The organism is Streptomyces sp. NPDC059785, from assembly GCF_042732375.1.
Lineage (GTDB): Bacteria > Actinomycetota > Actinomycetes > Streptomycetales > Streptomycetaceae > Streptomyces.
This window is the reverse complement of the sequence record NZ_JBHWHV010000009.1, coordinates 166,547-181,109: the sequence shown is the minus strand read 5'-3', so window position 1 is coordinate 181,109 and position 14,563 is coordinate 166,547. Positions and strand designations below refer to the sequence as shown.

Here is a 14,563-nt window from a genome sequence, read left to right as displayed (position 1 = left end):
TCACCCACTCCTGGAGGCACCATGCCGTCGTCACCGGAACACGATCACATCTCAAGAATGGCCCTCCGCATAATGGAGGAGGCCTCGCGATCAACGCTCTTCGGCTACACGGAAGGTCAGCGCAAGCTCTTCGACTTCTCCTGTGAACTCAAGCGAGATTGGTCGAAGGCAGTCGTAGGGCAGACTCTGTGGAAGCACAGCGGAGATGGCATCGACAAGGACCTTCGAACGTTCATCACCGAGCAAGACGTTAGCGCCGCCATCTACATCGCACGAGATGAGAGCAAGCATCGCGCTCGACTGACCGAAGTGACACAGTCCTATCGCAATGGCCCGCTGCGTGATCGACTTTCACGCCTGCGCGTATTCTGGATCCCATCGGACTTCGACGCAAAGAGCGAAGAAAAGAAACGGGTAATTCACGACCTCCTGCGGGACGCGATAACAAAGGACCTCCTTCTTCACGTCACCCTCGGTGGACTTACTTCTCAGGATGTGACTCGCTTCGCCTCGTCAAGACGACCCGGCTTCCCCATCGCTATTTTGTCGCACGTCAGAGAGCTCGGCTACAGCAGCCATAAGGCGACAGCCGCGACCTTAGGCATGAGAATTGACGCTCTTAAGCAGGAGACGGAGCGACTCTTCATCCTCGGCTTTCTTGGTAGCGACAGCCTGCAAGGCGGGATATATCATTTGACCGACAGCGGTCGATCCCTCTTGGACATCTGTGCACGCCTGCGGGACTACCTGCAAGGCGACCTCGGCGACAACAACGAGAACAAGGATTTCGAGCACATAGCCAAGCTACTGGGTATTCAATACCCCTCGATACCCGTCACAACTCGACTACTAGGGAAGAGCCCCGAGGTCGACATACAAAACCCTACGGCTCTATTACTACAGCACGTGGCCCAAGCTGACGCAGATGGCTCAGTGAGCTGGCCCGAACCCTACTTCGCTCTCCCGTCGACGTCCGATTCCCCTTAAGTTGAGCCCGGCAAGCAGTGGCTTGTCGCCCTGGTGCGAGGCCACCCGCCCAGGGCAGGGCTTCTCCGGGCGGCCTACACGATGCTCTTCTGCTCGCCGTTATCGCACGGGGATCAATGCACTCGTCTCGTTGATTGGCCGGTGCGAGAGACGGACCAGCTCAGCAATTGCCCAATCCAGCTTCAAAGCGGGTCTGCGCCTGGTCCAAAGCCTCATCGACATCACAGCCGTGCGCGTGAAGCCAGTGAAGAACATCGGTGACCAATTTGATCACAGACTTCTCGGCCGCTGCTCTTCCCGCCGGTCCTAGACTGACCCTCAAGAAGGGCTCCCTCTCCAGGTAGGTCGCCAACAATGCCTCCGCCCGCAGCACACCAGGGCCATCTACGTGGCTGCCCGGCGCTGTCAAGCCCGTCGCCAGCTCACACCACGTGGCCTTTCGATCGAGCTTAAGTTCCACTCCCCATCGGTCGGCAATCGCATCCACGAGTGCCATGCCTCGCCCTCCCTCCGCCTCGAGGTTCGGCTGAAGCAACGTGGGCGATGCCCGAACGTCCGGATCATGCACCTCAATGCGCAGATGCTCGCCGCTCATAGACACCGCGAGAGTGGCCGGGGTTCCGACTCCGACATGGGCAATGACATTGGCCACCAGTTCGCTTACGCAGAGCTGGGCGTCGTCTGCAATGTGGTGCAAGCCCCAGATTCCCAAGTGCAGTCGCATGATGCGCCGCAAGCCGGCCACTTCGGCTGGGTCGGCCGAGAAGGCCAAGTCCCACGGTTTGCGCGACATACAGGCTTCCTGGCTCACGAAGGCCCCTCTCGTCAGGGTCGTTGGGCCACGGGCAGCGCAGTGTTACGAGGTCTCACGCTGAGTGGCATTGGTCATAGAGTGCTCGCAGCGCATCCCGTCATGCAATGTGCACGGCGAGAATCCCACTTCTGAGTGATTGGCAGACGCAGCCCTTGGCGTGAGACTGAATGTCCGTTACTTGAGGGAGTGTTGGGATGCCTGGTTCACCGACTGCGCGCCGTAGGCGCCTCTCGATCGAGCTGAAGAAGCTCCGCGAGAACAGCGGACGGACGTGTGCCCAGGTCGGCGAAGCGCTGGATTGGAGCGGCTCCAAGGTCAACCGGATGGAGACGGGCAGCGGTCGCGTTCAGCCTTCGGACATCGACGCCCTGTGCCGGTTCTACCAAACCAGTGACGAACTCAGAGAGTTCCTCAAGTCGCTGGCTCGGCAGGCCAAGGTGCGCGGCTGGTGGCAGCAGCACGGCACTGGCGTACCCGAGTGGTTCAACATCTACATCGGCCTTGAGCAGGACGCTTCGGCCCTGCGCCAATACCAGTGTGAGGTCATTCCCGGGTTGATGCAGACGGAGTCGTACGCATCCGAACTGCATCAGACCGGCAAGCACATGACCTCCGAGGCCCGTGCCAGAGCCGTACGCGTACGCATCGAACGGCAAGCCATACTGACTCGCCCCGGTGGTCCCAGCGTCTGGTTCATCGTCAACGAGGGCGCTCTTCGCAATGTCATCGGCGACCGCGCGGTGATGCGGGAGCAACTTGAAGGCGTCTTGGCCGCCGCCGACCTGCCGTCGGTGACCGTACAAGTCCTGCCGCTCGATTCGGGTACGTATCCAGCGACGGGTAGCTTCACCATGCTGGGCTTCCCTGCTCCTGAAGATCCGGACCTCGTCTACCGTGACGGCATCACGGATGCTGTGTACCTAGAAGGCGAGCATCATGTGAGCGAGTACACCAGGGCCTTCGACGGTCTACGAGCCGCAGCTCTGAGTCCTCAGCGTTCCGCCCAGTTGATCAAATCGGTGTGTAAGGAGTACGCAGGATGAACTCAGCAGCCACCAACGACCACAGTGCCCCGGTCTGGTTTACGTCGTCGTACAGCAACGGTGCCGGAGGAGAGTGCGTCGAGTGCGCCGTGACCGAGCACAGTGCTCTCATACGGGACTCGAAGCGTCCCGAGTCCTCCGTCATCGCCGTCGACTGCCACTCCTGGGGCTTGTTCCTCCAAGCCGTGAAGCACGAGAGGTTGACGGCTTGACGCCGTAGACGTCCCTGCGAGATCGCTTGCCCAGGTAGTGCGCTCCAGCGGTGTACGGACGTCCCAGTCGCGTTGAGACATACGGGGACGGTGAAGCCTGAAGCTAGGTGACAAGGCGAGCAGCCTGCTTACGCGCAGGTTCCAGCCTGGGGTCACTTTCGTGAGCGTACGGACCCATGATCTTCGCGCAGAAGAACAGAGCCATCAGTCGGCCGGATCTGCTCTCCAGGTCCGGCCGCCGCTCAGCCCAGACGCGGTCCGCAAGGGCAGGGACAGCGAGCGCGTTGCCCCACAAGGTCGCCGCGTCCAATCCCCGCGGCGCCATTCCCCAGTCCTCCCAGTCGATGATGCACAATTCCGGCCCCAGGACATTGGCCCAGGTCAAATCCGCATGCGCAGGCGTCCACTCATCAGCGGTGAGGTCTGGAACCTCGGGGAAGACCTGCCGAATTGTGAGGTCCACAAGCTCCTGCGTCATCGACTGGGTATCCGGTGTCGCGACACGAGGCGTGTGCTGCGCCGCGAGGGCGTCCAGTCCCGCCCACCATGTGTCAGGCAACCGGGGATCTTCGATCACCAGGGCCGCTTGGCCCACCGGCGGCTCGTTGACCAACTCAGTCTCGTCAGCCCGCCACATGACAGGTTCGTTCTCGTCGCGCCAGGTCAGCCCCGTTTGCCATCGCGGCATGGCCACCCCCCTCAGGACGGCGGCAGTCTCCGGGCCGTTGCTCCCCTGCGTCTCGACCCGTTCGAAGGACCGCCGTTCCGTGCGCACCCACGTGTTCCGGTCAGTACGTCCCCCGACGGACCGCCGTTTTCGGATCACGGTGTCCCGGTCGATACGGACCTGCAGAGACCGCTCCACGCGACTCAGTACGTCGTCGACTGGTTCAAGCCGCAGATCAACAGCGCGTGCAGAAGGCACCGACAGCGTCATGCACGGACCGTAGCAAGTGCCGTCGCCTCAGCGACGAACGCTGGTCATCCGCGCGAAGACGATGACGGTGCCGAACAGCGAGTCAGGGCGACGACGAGCACAGGCAGGGTCATGAAGAAGGCGAACGCCATGCGGCCATTGTGCGCGGGGCGGCGTTGCCGCGGCCCCACCTTCCCAGCGTTCTCGGAGCGGGACAGTCGCGCTCCCGCGCTCAGTACGCGGATCGGGTCACTGAATGCTCCACCGATGCCCATGCCCCGGATCCGCCGGGCACGTGAAGATGTTCAGTTCGCCCCACCGCCCCACCGTTACCTCCGTGGGAGTGGCGAGCCTGCGGCCGGTGGGGGTTTCGTCCTCCACCGGCCGCCAACTCCCGCTCCCGCCGTCCCACTCCTTGCTGTCGATCGTCAGGAGCAGGTGCAGCGGGGTGGCGCACGTGCGGCAGTTCATCGGGGTCGGGTCCGTGAGGTGCCAGGAGGCGTAGCCGCCGACCCGCCAGCCGGGTGGGATCGAGAGGTCGTACTGGTAACCGGCGGGACGCGGCGGCTTCCGCTTCATCGCCGCGTCGAACGCCGCCTCCGACTCCGCCGCGCCCTGGGTCTGCCTCGCCCGCTCGAACGCCGTCGCCTGTGCCGCCTCGACGGCCTCCTCGTACTCCTCCTGGCGTTCGTCCTCCCACTCGTCGATGCGGGCGCACAGGTCCTCGGGGAGGAGGCCCGCGAACGGGTACGTGGTGACCTGCTCGGGGTGCAGGACGCAAGGCTCGGCGAGGTAGCCGTCGTAGCCGATGACCTGCGGGAGCGGAGGCTCGGGGAGGGGGTCGGTGATGTTCTCCGAGTGGTGCCAGCGGAGGGCTGTCGACATGCCGTAGCCGGTCGGGCCGTGGCGGTCGAAGGGGCACCAGAAGACCTGGAGGAGGTCGCGGCCGTCCGGGCCCTCCGCCAGGTCGGGCAGGTCCCGCCGGTAGAGCTGCGCGACGCCGATCATCGGTATGGGGGCGGTGTCGGGCAGGTCCGGGACCTCGTGCTTGCGGTCCAAATCGTCGAGGAGCGACCGTTCTTCGTCCGTGGGGCCGGAGTCCGGGGACCTGGCCCACGCCTCCGCCAGGACGCGTCGCCTGCGGTGGATGTCGGCCGGGCGGCGGCCCTTGTTCCGGTGGTGCGGCTCCGTGCACACTGGCCACGGCTCGTCCGCCGGCCACAGCAGCGGGCCGCCCACCGAGCTGGCCGTCACGTCCGGGGCGCCCGGCCTCGGGTGCAGCCGGGTCGTCGTACCCCGGTGGGCGGCCAGCTCGGGAAAGAGTGCTTCGATGTCCAGCGGGCGTGGCGGGGTCGTTCTGCTGCCGGTGCCCGTGCCCGTACCCGCCGCACCGGTGCCCGTGCCCTTACCCGTCGTACCAGTGGCCGTGCCCTTACCCGTCGTACCAGTGCCCGTGCTCGTCTCGCTGCTCGTCATGGGGTGACTTTAATCAGCGGCGGCGGTCCAGCTCGGGCCCTGAAGCCGGGGCAACGGCCAGGGCCGTGCGGGCATTTCGGGCCCTCTCGGCGCCTTCAGGCGTGGGGCGCGGTGTGGGGCGGCGAGGCGCCCCGCGGGGCGGCGCGGGCGGGCGCTCGTCCCGCGGGGCGGGCGTCGGGCCGGTGTTCAGGTGTCGAGCTGCTTGCGCTCGCGGCCACCGCTGATCTGGATCTTGCGGGGCTTGGCCTTCTCGGCCACGGGGATGCGCAGCGTGAGGACTCCGGCCTCGTACGACGCGTCGATGCGGTCCGCGTCCAGGGTGTCGCCGAGGAAGAGCTGACGGCTGAAGGACCCCGTGGGGCGCTCGGCGGCGATCAGTTCCGCGCCCTCGGGGGCGGGGGAACGGCGCTCGGCGCGGACGTTCAGCACGTTCCGCTCGACATCGAGGTCGATCGTCTCCGGGTCGATGCCGGGGAGGTCGAAGTGGACGATGAAGTCGTCCCCGGCCCGGTAGGCGTCCATCTGCATCACCGCGGGGCGGGCGGCGCCGAAGACCTGCTGTGCGAGACGGTCCATGTCACGGAAGGGGTCGGTACGCATGAGCATCACGGGTCACTCCTTTCATTGAGTACGGGGTGCGATGCCCTACGGCATATGTATATAGCTCGAAGCGGGAAACTTGACAAGTGCGGGCTCAGGTTGGTTGAGCCAGGGGTGGCCCGCCGCAGGTCAGGTGGCGTGAAGAGGTGGAGGCAGCAGGAGTCGGCCAGGTCGGTCGGCGGCGCTCGACGCGCGGGAGTTAGCCTCGGTTCGTCCGGGAAGCGGAGAGACGCGCGGTGCCGTGCGACGCGGCGACCGGCGGGAGACAGAGGCAGACATGGCGAAGGTACCGGCCGCGGCGGTTGCGGCCAGCGGGCTCATCGGCGGGTACGGGGTGGCCCGCTGGACCAAGAAGCGGCAGCTCGGCGGGGTCGTACTCGCCGCGGCGGGGGCTGCCGCCGCTCAGCAGTGGAAGCAGCGGGCCGGCGGGAAGGCGGCCGGGGCGCTGACCGTCGCTTACGTTGCCGCGTTCGCGGGGTCTCATCCCCTTGCCAAGAAGGTCGGTGCGTGGCCTTCCGTGTTCGGGGTGGCGGGGGCGGTCGCGCTGGCCTCATGGGCGGTCGCCGACCGTAAGTCGTGACGCCCGGCCGATAGGCCCCGCCCGGTACTGCCGCGATCTGCCGACAGCCGACCGCGGCGCCGTCGTGGCTGGTCGCGCAGTTCCTAGCACCCCTTCAGGGCGCTCCCCGGAACGCCCGCCGATACGCGTACGGACTCGTCCCCACCACCCTCCTGAAGCGTTCCCTGAACGCCGTCGAGGAGCCGAAGCCCGCCTGGGTGGCAATGCGCTCGACCGGGTACGTGGTCGTCTCCAGGAGGTACTGGGCGCGGCGGACGCGGGCCCGGTGGACCCACTGGAGCGGTGTCGTACCGGTCTGTTCGCGGAAGCGGCGGTTCAGGGTGCGGCTGCTCATGCCCGCCCGCGCGGCGATGTCGTCCAGTGTCAGGTCCTGGCCGCAGCTCTCCTCCAGCCAGCGCAGCAGCGGCTCCATCGTGGATCCCGCGGGCGCCGGCGCGGTCGTCGGCATGGGGTGGACGATGAACTGGGCCTGGCCGCCCTCCCGTTCCAGCGGCATCACGGACAGCCGGGCGGTGTGCGCGGCGACGGCCGAGCCGTGGTCCTTGCGGATCATGTGCAGGCACATGTCGAGCGCCGCCGCCGCGCCCGCCGAGGTGAGGAACTGGCCGTTGTCGACGTAGAGGACGTTCGGGTCGACGGTCACCTCGGGGTGCAGGGCCGCCAGGTGCTCGGCGGCCATCCAGTGGGTGGTGGCCCGGTGCCCGTCCAGCAGGCCGGTGGCGGCGAGGATGAACGCGCCCACGCAGATGGACGCGATCCGCGTGCCGTTCGCGGCCGCCGCGCACAGCGCGTCCTTCACCGCGGGCGCGAGCTCGAAGTGCGGATCTGCGATCCCGGGCAGGACGATCGTGTCGGCCTCGGCCAGCGCCTCAAGGCCGTGCGGGGCGCGCACGGTGAACGCGCTCTCCGCCGTCCGCACCTCCGCGTCCGCCTCGGCGGCACAGACCTGGATGCGGTACGCGGGGCGGCCGTCCGGCAGCCGGGCGAAGCCGAAGGTGTTGATCGGCGCGGACAGGTCGAACGGGATGACGTCGTCGAGCGCCAGTACGGCCACGGTGTGCATGGCGAAAGCGTAGGCATACGACGGATTGCCGCCAAGGGCCCCACCTCGACGTCACCTTCGCCGGCAACAGCGCCGTACTCGCTGTGCTGCCGCCATTAGGCGATGACGTGACGATGGCGAGGCGACGGCGAGGCAATGGCGGGGCCGTGGCGAGAATCCGTTGCACCCTGGCAAAAGCGCCGCTTCTACGTCTCCGTACTCCCCTCGTAGCGTCGGCCCGTGACCAAGTTCCTCCTCGCCGTGCACGTCATCGCGGCCATCGTCGCCATCGGGCCCGTCACCGTGGCCGCGAGCATGTTCCCGCCCACCGCCCGCAAGGCGTTCGCCGCGGCCGACGCGTCCGACGGCACCGGCGTCGGCACCGCCCCCGATGCCGACCCCGACGCCCGCTCCACGCTGCGGCTGCTGCACCGCATCTGCCGGGTGTACGCCACGCTCGGCGTCGTCGTCCCGGTCTTCGGGTTCGCCACGGCGAGCAACATGGGGGTGCTCGGTGACACCTGGCTGATCGTCTCGATCGCGCTCACCGCCGTCGCCGCCGTGGTCCTGGCCGCGCTCGTACTGCCGCGCCAGACCGCGATCCTGGAGAGCGTGGGTGGCGTCACCGAGAGCGCGGCACGTCCCGCGGGTCCGGGTCCGGGTTCGGGTTCGGGTCCGGAGAAGCTCACCGTCCGGCTCGCCATGTTCACCGGGATCTTCAATCTGCTCTGGGCCGTCGTCACCGTGTTGATGATCATCCGGCCGGGGTCCACAACCGGCGCATAGGATCTCGAACGGGCCCATAGGATCCCGTACATGGACTCAGAGCAGGGACGGCAGGGCCCGCAGGGCGGCCAGTCGGCGTCGGGCGCTTACCTGGCGTTCGTGGAGCAGCGGTTGACCGCCGACGGATGCAGTACCCAGTGGGACGACTGGGCCGGCGTTCCCGTACTCGTGGGGCGGCGGGCCGACTTCAGGATGCGGTGGATGGCGACGAAGCTGCACCTCTTCACCGTCGCCGCGGCGGTGCCGGAGATAACCGTGCCGGTGGTCTCCCACTTCACCGAGCAGGTGATGAAGTACGCCAAGGACCGCAAGGGCGGGTTGCCGGTCGGTCTCCAGACCGGCGTCGGCGCGTTCCCGGTGCTGGTCAGCGACCGGGTCGACCCGGCTGCCGTGCAGTGGGCGGAGGAGCGGCAGCGGGTGAGGTTCGGCTGTATGACGCGGCCCGTCGTGGTCGACAGCGTCCACCACTACGTGGGCAGGTACCGGGGCAGGCCGATGCTCGGCCGGGTGTACGCCGCCCACTTCGACGAGAAGGGCGCGGCGTACTTCGACTTCCAGTGAGCGTCCGCGGTGCGCACGTCCCCGGGGAGCGCCCTCGGTGCGCACGTCCCGGGGAGCGCCCTCGGTGCGCACGTTCCGGTGAACCCCCGGGATGCTCACGAGGAGCGCGCCAGGATCCGTTCCTCGTCGACCGTCTCGTGCCGGAACCGCCGGGCGAACGTCGCCGCGACCAGTACCGCCGCCGCCATCAGAAGCGTGAAGAACGCCCAGGTGAGCAGCCAGACCTCGGCCACGAGACCGTCGTTCGACTCGGGGTGCGAGCCGAGGGAGACGTACAGCAGGACGGCCGGCGGGGCGGCGGCCACCAGCAGGGGCCAGGCCAGGGCGTCCCGGTGGCCGAAGTAGGCGGCCAGCAGGAGCAGTACGGCGGTGAGGAGCGCGACACCGGTGAACGTCACCGGGCTCGTCTCCTGAAGGTCGCCCGGGTGCTCGGGGCGGTTGCGCAGGTCCCACGGGAGGCACAGCAGATAGGCCGCGGCGGAGAGGGCGGCACCGACCACGCGCGTCAGCCAGCGTTCCGGCCAGGGGCGCGTTCGCAAGGGGCTCAGCAGCTTCTCGGTCATGCGTATGAGCCTCGCCCGCGCGGTGGGGGCCGGACAGAGTACGCGTACTCAGACGTTCCCGTGTGCGTGGTGTGATGGCTCACACCGGCTCCCACCACGCACACTGCCTCGACACCCGCCGCGCCCGCGCCCCGCACCCGCCTCCGCGCCGGCGCCCCGCACCCGCGCGCTACGCCCGCGCCGAGGACGTCTCCTCCGCCTTCTCCGCCGCCGACAGAGGAGTGGCGATGTCCTCCAGGGAGCGGCGCTCCGCGTTCACCGCGAGGAACGCGGCGACCAGGCCCGCCGCGCACATCAGGCCCGCGCCGATCTGGAAGGCGAGCACGGTGTCGCCGACGACGCCGGACTCGGTGAGGTCGGCGAAGACCAGCGGGCCGCTGATACCGCCGGCCGCGGTGCCGATCGCGTAGAAGAAGGCGATCGCCAGGGCGCGGGTCTCCATCGGGAAGATCTCGGAGACCGTGAGGTACGCGCTGGAGGCGCCCGCGGAGGCGAAGAACAGCACGACGCACCAGCAGGCGGTCAGCGTCGTCGCGGTCAGTGAACCGCGGTCGAAGAGCCAGGCCGTGCCGAACAGCAGGACACCCGAGACCAGGTACGTCGAGGAGATCATGATGCGGCGGCCGACCGTGTCGAAGAGCTTGCCGAGCAGCAGCGGGCCGAAGAAGTTGCCTGCCGCGATGACGGCGAAGTAGTACCCGGTCTTACCGGACGGCACGTCGAAGAACTTGGTCAGGATGGCGCCGAAGCCGAAGGTGATGGCGTTGTAGAGGAACGCCTGGCCGATGAAGAGGGCGAGGCCGAGGACGGCGCGCTTGGGGTAGCGGCGGAAGACGGTCTTCGCGATGGTGCCGAAGCCGATGCTCTTGCGCTGGTGGATGGTGATCTCGCCGTCGGGGGCGGGCAGCGGCTCGCCCTTCTCCCGCTCGACCTCCTTCTCCACCTCGTCCACCAGGGCGTCGGCCTCCTCGCCCCGGCCGTGGATGAACTGCCACCGCGGGCTCTCCGGGACGTGCCGCCTGACCAGCAGGATCACCAGGCCGAGTACGACGCCGAGGGCGAAGGTGAGCCGCCAGCCGAGGTCCTTGGGGAAGATGCCGGTGTCCAGCATGACGATGGAGAGCAGGGCGCCGCCGACCGCGCCGAGCCAGTAGCTGCCGTTGATGATCAGGTCGACCCGGCCGCGGTACTTGGACGGGATCAGCTCGTCGATCGCCGAGTTGATGGCCGCGTACTCACCGCCGATGCCGAAACCGGTGAGGAAGCGGAAGAGGAAGAACCACCAGGGCGCGAAGGAGATCGCGGTCAGCGCGGTCGCCGCGAGATAGACGACCAGGGTGACCATGAAGAGCTTCTTGCGGCCGTAGCGGTCGGTCAGCCAGCCGAAGAACAGCGCGCCCGCGCAGGCGCCCGCCACGTACAGGGCCGCGGCGAGGCCGGTGACCTGGGCGGAGGAGATGGCGAGACCGCTGCCGTCCTCGGAGAGGCGGCTCGCGATGTTGCCGACCGTGGTGACCTCGAGGCCGTCCAGGATCCAGACGGTGCCGAGGCCGATCACGATCATCCAGTGCCAGCGGGACCAGGGCAGCCGGTCCAGGCGCGCCGGTACGGACGTGGTGACGGTTCCCGTGGTGGCGGGCACGGAGGCCGGTCCCGGGGCCGGCGTCGCTGATCCTGTTGTCATGGGGCTCCCTCTCCGGTGAGTGACCCCTTCCCGGGTGCCCTGATCTCCTCCGGTCAAGCCGTGGCCTCGCCGGTCAGGCGCCCAGCGCCCGCGACACCACGTAGATCAGCAGTCCGGCCAGGGAGCCGACGACCGTGCCGTTGATGCGGATGAACTGGAGGTCGCGGCCGATGTTCGCCTCGATCTTCTTGGTGGTGTGCTCGGCGTCCCAGCTCGCGACCGTGTCGGTGATCAGGGAGGTGATCTCCTTGCGGTACGTGGTCACGACGTACACCGCCGCGCCCTCCACCCAGCCGTCGACCTTGCCCTGGAGCTTCGGCTCGGTGGCCATGCGGGCGCCGAGCGAGAGCAGCGAGGCCCTAACCCGCAGGCGCAGCTCGCTGCGCTCGTCCTCGGCGGCGGAGACGATCATGGAGCGGACGGCCGTCCAGGCGGAGGCGATCAGGTCCTGCACCTCGCCGCGGCCGAGCACCTCGCTCTTGAGGCGTTCGACGCGGGCGCGGGTGTCGGTGTCGGACTGGAGGTCGGAGGCGAAGTCGATGAGGAAGCGGTCGAGGGCGCCGCGCGCCGGGTGGGTGGGGGCGTCGCGCATCTCGGTGACGAAGCGGAGCAGTTCCTTGTAGACGCGCTCGCCCACCTTCTTGTCCACGAAGCGCGGGGTCCAGCCGGGGGCGCCGCCCTGTACGGCGCCCATCACTTGCTCGTCGTGGAGGACCAGCCAGTCGTGGGCGCGTACGCAGATCAGGTCGACCACGCGGCGGTGGCCACCGTCGGCGACGACCTTCTCCAGCATCTTGCCGAGGGCGGGGCCGATCTCTTTCGCGTCGGCGCGCCGGGTGATGGCCTCGCCGACGACCGCCTGGACGTCGGAGTCGCGCAGCACCGTGAGGGCGCCGCGCAGGGCGGTGGCCAGCTCGGCGGTGACGCGGTCGGCGTGCTCGGGCTGGGCGAGCCAGGCACCGAGCCGGCTGCCGATGCCGACGGCGCGCAGCCGCTGGCGCACCACCTCGTCGGAGAGGAAGTTCTCGCCGACGAACTCGCCCAGGGAGACGCCTAGCTGGTCCTTCTTCGTCGGGATGATCGCGGTGTGCGGGATGGGCAGGCCGAGCGGATGGCGGAACAGGGCGGTGACCGCGAACCAGTCGGCGAGCGCGCCGACCATGCCGGCCTCGGCGGCGGCCCCGACGTAACCGGCCCAGGCGCCCGCGCCGTGGTGGGAGGCCCAGGTGGCGAGCACGTACACGACGGCGACGAAGAGCAGCAGCCCGGCGGCCGTCGCCTTCATCCGCCGTACGCCCCGCCGCTTCTCCTCGTCGGCGGGGCTGAAGGAGGTCATGGTCCGGTGGGCCCGCTCGGGCACGCCTGGCCCGCGGCCGCGCGCCGCGAACGCACCGCCCTGACCGGCCGACGCGCCGCCCTGACCGGCCGACGCGCCGCCCTTCCCGGCCTGGGCGCCACCGCTCGACGCACCGCCCTTCCCGGCCGACGCACCGCCGCTCGACGCACCGCCCTTCCTGGCCGAGGCGCCGCCACTCGACGTGCCGCCCTCCCCCGCCGAGGCGCCGCCGCCATCCGACGCGCCGCCCTTTTCAGCCGGGGCGCCGCCGCCCGACGCGCCGCCGCCTCCATCGCCGGCCGATGCGCCCCCGGCGTCCGCGTCCGGCCGGCTGTTCGAGTCCTCGGGGCCGATTTCTTCCGTTTTTGTACGTTCCATCCGCTCCACCCGCTCGGTGACCTCGTACACATTGTCCCTTCCTGACCGACTCATGGAACGGAACAGGAGTTCCCGGCGTCTGTTCGGACGGAAGCGCAACCGGGGGGACCCTTAGGGTTCAGGGGGGCTTTCGTTGTTCTTCCGACCCATGACGCATCATGGGTTCATCACATCGGAGCCTCGGGCTCCCATCGTCCGAGGAGACACGCACCGCATGACCAAGCGTCACGGTTATGCCTTGCTGGCCGCGATCGTCGCAGTGATCGTGGTCATTTCGGCCGCCATATACGTCGGCGTCTCGACCGACACGAGCCGCGACGACAACCACCTGGCGAGCGGCCGCCATCCGCGCAACTCAGCCGCCCCCGCCTCCACCGGCACCTGGGTCGGCTCCTGGTCGGCCTCCCCGGTCGGCGCCGAGCCGGGCACCGAGACGAACGGCATGGCGGGCCGCTCCGTGCGCAACGTCGTGCACGCGAGTGTCGGTGGTACGAGTGCCCGCGTCACGCTGTCCAATCTCTACGGGCAGCAGCCGCTCAGCATCACGCACGCCTCGATCGCCGTCGCGGCGGCCGCGAACACCGCCACCGCCGCCGCCGACACCATGCGCAGGCTCACCTTCAACGGCAGCACCACCGTGGTCGTCCCGGCCGGCCAGCAGGTGGTCAGCGACGTCGTACGGGTCACCGTCCCGCGCGGCGGCGACATCCTGGTGACGACCTACTCGCCCACCCCGTCGGGCCCGGTCACCTACCACCCGCAGGCCCGGCAGACCTCGTACACCGCCGAGGGCGACCAGACCGAGGAGGTCACCGGGACCGCGTACACCGCGCAGACCCCGTACTGGCGCTACCTCACCGCCCTCGACGTGCTCAGCAACGAGTCGGACGGCACGGTCGTCGTGATCGGCGACTCGCTGACCGACGGCGTCACCTCCACGATCGGCGCCAACAAGCGCTGGACGGACGTCCTTTCGGACCGGCTGCGCGCCGCGGCCGGTTCCGGCGCCGACGCGCCCCGCTACAGCGTCGTCAACCAGGGCATAAGCGGTAACCAGGTGCTGGCCTCCGGGCTCGGCCGCCCCGCCGAGAACCCCAGCGGCCTGTCCCGCTTCCAGCGCGACGTCCTCGGCCGTACGAACGTCCGCGCCGTCGTCGTCGACCTCGGCGTCAACGACATCCTGCGCAACCCCGGCCAGGCGGACCCGGACAAGATAGTCGCCGGGCTGCGCAAGCTGGTCCGCCAGGCACACGCGCGCGGGATCCGGGTCGTCGGCGCCACCCTGATGCCGTTCCAGGGGCACCGCGGCTACCGCGACGACCGCGAGGGCGTGCGCCAGACCATCAACGCGGAGATACGCGCGGGCAAGGTGTACGACGAGGTCGTCGACTTCGACCGGGCGCTGCGCGACCCGTACAACCCGCGGCGGCTGCGCTCCGACTACGACTCCGGCGACCACCTGCACCCCAGCGACAAGGGCTACCGGCAGATGGCCGAGGTCTTCGACCTCACCTCACTGAAGGGCGCGGTACCGGCCGAACTCTGAGGCGCGTCCGGCGCGCGGGGCCTCAGTGATCCTGGCACG

15 protein-coding genes are annotated in these 14,563 nt (G+C 68.8%); 7 read left to right on the top strand and 8 right to left on the bottom strand.

All coding sequences use genetic code 11. The features are described from left to right. Positions 1 to 21 precede the first annotated feature (21 nt). Positions 22 to 987 (top strand): hypothetical protein, encoded by a 966-nt coding sequence (locus ACFV6E_RS09825; RefSeq protein ID WP_385460293.1) that lies wholly within the window; start codon positions 22 to 24, stop codon positions 985 to 987. Between the two features lie 160 nt (positions 988 to 1,147). On the opposite strand, the gene ACFV6E_RS09820 is transcribed toward ACFV6E_RS09825, so the two are convergent. After that, on the bottom strand, positions 1,148 to 1,780 hold the full coding sequence (locus tag ACFV6E_RS09820) for an ATP-binding protein (RefSeq protein WP_385460327.1): 633 nt from the start codon (positions 1,778 to 1,780) through the stop codon (positions 1,148 to 1,150). Positions 1,781 to 1,995: 215 nt separating this feature from the next. On the opposite strand from ACFV6E_RS09820, the gene ACFV6E_RS09815 reads away from it, so the two are divergent. Beyond that, positions 1,996 to 2,844 (top strand): helix-turn-helix domain-containing protein, encoded by an 849-nt coding sequence (locus ACFV6E_RS09815; protein WP_385460291.1) that lies wholly within the window; start codon positions 1,996 to 1,998, stop codon positions 2,842 to 2,844. Further along, on the top strand, positions 2,841 to 3,056 hold the full coding sequence (locus ACFV6E_RS09810) for a DUF397 domain-containing protein (RefSeq protein WP_385460289.1): 216 nt from the start codon (positions 2,841 to 2,843) through the stop codon (positions 3,054 to 3,056). The genes ACFV6E_RS09815 and ACFV6E_RS09810 overlap by 4 nt, the downstream gene beginning before the upstream one ends. A 103-nt stretch (positions 3,057 to 3,159) precedes the next feature. Here ACFV6E_RS09810 and ACFV6E_RS09805 read toward each other — a convergent pair whose 3' ends face one another. The 3 genes from ACFV6E_RS09805 to ACFV6E_RS09795 form a co-directional block, all read right to left on the bottom strand. Beyond that, a complete protein-coding gene (locus ACFV6E_RS09805) occupies positions 3,160 to 3,993 on the bottom strand; it encodes a hypothetical protein (RefSeq protein ID WP_385460287.1) in 834 nt (277 codons plus the stop codon). Between the two features lie 228 nt (positions 3,994 to 4,221). Then, positions 4,222 to 5,448, bottom strand: coding sequence for a hypothetical protein (locus ACFV6E_RS09800; RefSeq protein WP_385460285.1), 1,227 nt, complete (start codon positions 5,446 to 5,448; stop codon positions 4,222 to 4,224). 186 nt (positions 5,449 to 5,634) lie between these two features. Then, positions 5,635 to 6,054 (bottom strand): Hsp20/alpha crystallin family protein, encoded by a 420-nt coding sequence (locus tag ACFV6E_RS09795; RefSeq protein WP_385163785.1) that lies wholly within the window; start codon positions 6,052 to 6,054, stop codon positions 5,635 to 5,637. Between the two features lie 271 nt (positions 6,055 to 6,325). Between ACFV6E_RS09795 and ACFV6E_RS09790 the strand changes: the two genes are divergently transcribed. Then, positions 6,326 to 6,628, top strand: a complete 303-nt coding sequence (locus ACFV6E_RS09790) for a hypothetical protein (RefSeq protein ID WP_385163677.1) — start codon at positions 6,326 to 6,328, stop codon at positions 6,626 to 6,628. Between the two features lie 94 nt (positions 6,629 to 6,722). On the opposite strand, the gene ACFV6E_RS09785 is transcribed toward ACFV6E_RS09790, so the two are convergent. Beyond that, positions 6,723 to 7,691 (bottom strand): GlxA family transcriptional regulator, encoded by a 969-nt coding sequence (locus ACFV6E_RS09785; protein WP_385460283.1) that lies wholly within the window; start codon positions 7,689 to 7,691, stop codon positions 6,723 to 6,725. A 219-nt stretch (positions 7,692 to 7,910) separates the two neighbouring features. On the opposite strand from ACFV6E_RS09785, the gene ACFV6E_RS09780 reads away from it, so the two are divergent. Together ACFV6E_RS09780 and ACFV6E_RS09775 are read left to right on the top strand one after the other, a co-directional pair. Further along, positions 7,911 to 8,456, top strand: a complete 546-nt coding sequence (locus ACFV6E_RS09780; protein ID WP_385163682.1) for a hypothetical protein — start codon at positions 7,911 to 7,913, stop codon at positions 8,454 to 8,456. A 30-nt stretch (positions 8,457 to 8,486) separates the two neighbouring features. Continuing rightward, positions 8,487 to 9,017: a levansucrase gene (locus ACFV6E_RS09775; RefSeq protein WP_385163685.1), complete on the top strand. Its 531-nt coding sequence runs from the start codon at positions 8,487 to 8,489 to the stop codon at positions 9,015 to 9,017. Positions 9,018 to 9,112: 95 nt separating this feature from the next. Here the strand turns inward: ACFV6E_RS09775 and ACFV6E_RS09770 are convergent, their stop codons facing one another. From ACFV6E_RS09770 to ACFV6E_RS09760, 3 genes are all read right to left on the bottom strand, one after another. Further along, the gene (locus tag ACFV6E_RS09770; protein ID WP_385163687.1) at positions 9,113 to 9,580 is read right to left on the bottom strand and encodes a hypothetical protein; all 468 of its coding nucleotides are present in this window, start codon (positions 9,578 to 9,580) and stop codon (positions 9,113 to 9,115) included. Between the two features lie 169 nt (positions 9,581 to 9,749). Further along, the gene (locus ACFV6E_RS09765; RefSeq protein ID WP_385163689.1) at positions 9,750 to 11,264 is read right to left on the bottom strand and encodes an MFS transporter; all 1,515 of its coding nucleotides are present in this window, start codon (positions 11,262 to 11,264) and stop codon (positions 9,750 to 9,752) included. A gap of 73 nt (positions 11,265 to 11,337) precedes the next feature. After that, positions 11,338 to 12,978, bottom strand: coding sequence for a DUF445 domain-containing protein (locus tag ACFV6E_RS09760; RefSeq protein WP_385163787.1), 1,641 nt, complete (start codon positions 12,976 to 12,978; stop codon positions 11,338 to 11,340). Positions 12,979 to 13,192: 214 nt separating this feature from the next. Between ACFV6E_RS09760 and ACFV6E_RS09755 the strand changes: the two genes are divergently transcribed. Next, positions 13,193 to 14,524 carry an SGNH/GDSL hydrolase family protein gene (locus tag ACFV6E_RS09755; RefSeq protein WP_385163692.1) on the top strand — a complete coding sequence of 444 codons (1,332 nt, stop codon included), beginning with the start codon at positions 13,193 to 13,195 and terminating at the stop codon, positions 14,522 to 14,524. Positions 14,525 to 14,563: the final 39 nt, after the last annotated feature.

What these genes read in the sequence shown, in the direction of transcription:
- ACFV6E_RS09820 (WP_385460327.1), bottom strand. Translation starts at nt 1,780, where the DNA reads ATGTCGCGCAAACCGTGGGACTTGGCCTTCTCGGCCGACCCAGCCGAA.
- ACFV6E_RS09755 (WP_385163692.1), top strand. Translation starts at nt 13,193, where the DNA reads ATGACCAAGCGTCACGGTTATGCCTTGCTGGCCGCGATCGTCGCAGTG.
- ACFV6E_RS09790 (WP_385163677.1), top strand. Translation starts at nt 6,326, where the DNA reads ATGGCGAAGGTACCGGCCGCGGCGGTTGCGGCCAGCGGGCTCATCGGC.
- ACFV6E_RS09770 (WP_385163687.1), bottom strand. Translation starts at nt 9,580, where the DNA reads ATGACCGAGAAGCTGCTGAGCCCCTTGCGAACGCGCCCCTGGCCGGAA.
- ACFV6E_RS09825 (WP_385460293.1), top strand. Translation starts at nt 22, where the DNA reads ATGCCGTCGTCACCGGAACACGATCACATCTCAAGAATGGCCCTCCGC.
- ACFV6E_RS09775 (WP_385163685.1), top strand. Translation starts at nt 8,487, where the DNA reads ATGGACTCAGAGCAGGGACGGCAGGGCCCGCAGGGCGGCCAGTCGGCG.
- ACFV6E_RS09810 (WP_385460289.1), top strand. Translation starts at nt 2,841, where the DNA reads ATGAACTCAGCAGCCACCAACGACCACAGTGCCCCGGTCTGGTTTACG.
- ACFV6E_RS09800 (WP_385460285.1), bottom strand. Translation starts at nt 5,448, where the DNA reads ATGACGAGCAGCGAGACGAGCACGGGCACTGGTACGACGGGTAAGGGC.
- ACFV6E_RS09765 (WP_385163689.1), bottom strand. Translation starts at nt 11,264, where the DNA reads ATGACAACAGGATCAGCGACGCCGGCCCCGGGACCGGCCTCCGTGCCC.
- ACFV6E_RS09795 (WP_385163785.1), bottom strand. Translation starts at nt 6,054, where the DNA reads ATGCTCATGCGTACCGACCCCTTCCGTGACATGGACCGTCTCGCACAG.
- ACFV6E_RS09815 (WP_385460291.1), top strand. Translation starts at nt 1,996, where the DNA reads ATGCCTGGTTCACCGACTGCGCGCCGTAGGCGCCTCTCGATCGAGCTG.
- ACFV6E_RS09760 (WP_385163787.1), bottom strand. Translation starts at nt 12,978, where the DNA reads ATGGAACGTACAAAAACGGAAGAAATCGGCCCCGAGGACTCGAACAGC.
- ACFV6E_RS09785 (WP_385460283.1), bottom strand. Translation starts at nt 7,691, where the DNA reads ATGCACACCGTGGCCGTACTGGCGCTCGACGACGTCATCCCGTTCGAC.
- ACFV6E_RS09805 (WP_385460287.1), bottom strand. Translation starts at nt 3,993, where the DNA reads ATGACGCTGTCGGTGCCTTCTGCACGCGCTGTTGATCTGCGGCTTGAA.